The following is a 1,285-nucleotide window of genomic DNA, read 5'->3' as shown; positions in this document are numbered from 1 at the left end:
CCTCGGGACCGACCTTGCCGAGCGATATGATCGGCTGGGCGCTGAACATATATTTCTTGCCGCCCTCGAAATTCGGCGCGACGAGGCCGGTGGCGCCCAATGTCAGATACCAGTCGCCGGAAATCCAACTGCCCTCGCCCGCCTGCGCGGCAGGCGCGGTCAACAAACCCATGGCAACGGCCAGCGGAATCTTCCCGACAATACGCATCGTCACCCCTTACGCGAAACGCGCCGGCAGCACTACCCGCCGACGCTCAAGCCATGCCGTGCGTTCGGTAAAATTTGACTTAAAATCGTAACATCGGAACAGACAGACCAACTAAAGCGCGTCGCGATCTTTCAGATTCGCTCCATGCGCTTCAGGTTTTTGATCTTGCGCATGTCTTTATCCCGAAACCGGTTCCCACTTTCGGGAGACATGCTTTAGCCAACACGCCGGTTGCGGCGCAAGCTCTCTATCAGATCGCAGGCTGCTTCCAGTCCGCCGGTAAGCGGGTTTGACGCTCCGTAGGCAAGGGCCGCCCGATGCCATTGCGCGCGGACCGCCGGGTCGCCGGCCTTCTGGACCGCCTGCCGCCAGATTTGGGGATCGTCGCGATTGGCCACGACCAGTCCTGCCCCGCTGGCTTCGACATATTTTGCATATCCGCAGGCGTCCGAGGCGATGACCGGCAGGCCATTCGCGAGCGCCTCGAGGATCACCGTGCCGGTATTTTCCAGGCGCGCCGCGTGCAGCATGAAATCGCTCGCAACCACGATCGCCGGGATATCTTCCTGGATGCCGAGCAGCGTGACCCGATCCGACATCCCGGATTTGGCGATCAGGCCGCGAAGCCGGATTTCTTCCTCACTGCCCTTTCGAAAACCGGCGACCAGCCAATGTATCCCCGGGAACGGCTGAAGAGCCTTTACCGCCCGATCGAGACCTTTCACCTTCAATTTGTTGGCGATGCTCAAGGCAATGACCGCTTCGCGAGGCAGCTCAAAGCGATCGCGGATCTCATTGCGGTCGCCGGCTTGCAGTTCCGGTCTGCAGCGTCTCGGATCGAGCGTCGGCCCGACGACGTGAATGCGGGATTCCTCAGTTCGCCAGAAGTCGCGGTAAAGCGCCGCCTGCTTTTCGCTGAGCGCAATGATCTGCACGGCGTTGCCGGGGGCAAAGATCATCGATTCGAGGTTCTGCTGGCGAATGAAGCGAGGCGAAAACGGCCGCCACCATCCGAGCTTCGAGGCAAAATAAGGCGGGTCGCCGGCATAGTAGATGTCCAGGCCAGCCATCTTGTTG

Annotated in this window: 1 protein-coding gene; it reads right to left on the bottom strand. The window is 60.5% G+C overall.

Translation table 11 applies throughout. The features are described 5' to 3' along the window. Positions 1-423: 423 nt before the first annotated feature. On the bottom strand, positions 424-1,285 hold an 862-nt coding region (locus tag EOD07_RS34755; protein ID WP_127238380.1), incomplete at its 5' end, for a glycosyltransferase family 4 protein.

This window comes from Mesorhizobium sp. M2C.T.Ca.TU.002.02.1.1, assembly GCF_003997225.1.
Note: the sequence above shows the minus strand (reverse complement) of the source record. Positions and strands in the feature narration are given on the sequence as shown.